Here is a 395-nt window from a genome sequence, read left to right as displayed (position 1 = left end):
GCGTGGTCATCACGACCGGGGCAACCACCGGCGCTGGCGCGGGAGCAGGCGTCGGTGCAGTCGCCAGCTTCACGCTCGGCGGCGGAACTTCCAGGCCTTCGAAGCTGCTTTCCGGCAAATCGAGATCGGCCGAGAACGGCTGTTCTTCGGCCAAGGCACGCGCCATGCGCATATGTTTCTCGGCTTCTTGCTGGGCTTTGCGGCGGCGCGCCAGCAACAGCAGCAAGAGCAGCAGAATCACCGCACCGCCACCCACCAAGCCCAGCAGCACAGGATTGGTCAGCAACTCATTGAATTTCTGATCGTCGGAGGCGACCGGTGTCGCCTCGACAGGTTTCTCGGCCGGCGCCGGAGCTGCCTCGGGCGCCGTGGCCACTGGCGCCGCAGCTTCTGCC

The 395-nt window shown here is 66.1% G+C and carries 1 pseudogene; it reads right to left on the bottom strand.

Going from position 1 to position 395, the window contains the following annotated elements:
• Positions 1-395 (bottom strand): annotated as a pseudogene (locus ACCD00_RS30785) (peptidoglycan-binding protein); the annotation flags it as partial.

Origin of the sequence: Pseudomonas sp. Pseusp3 (genome assembly GCF_047304225.1) — a bacterium.
GTDB classification, from domain to species: Bacteria; Pseudomonadota; Gammaproteobacteria; order Pseudomonadales; family Pseudomonadaceae; genus Aquipseudomonas; species Aquipseudomonas fluorescens_CD.
Note: the sequence above shows the minus strand (reverse complement) of the source record. Positions and strands in the feature narration are given on the sequence as shown.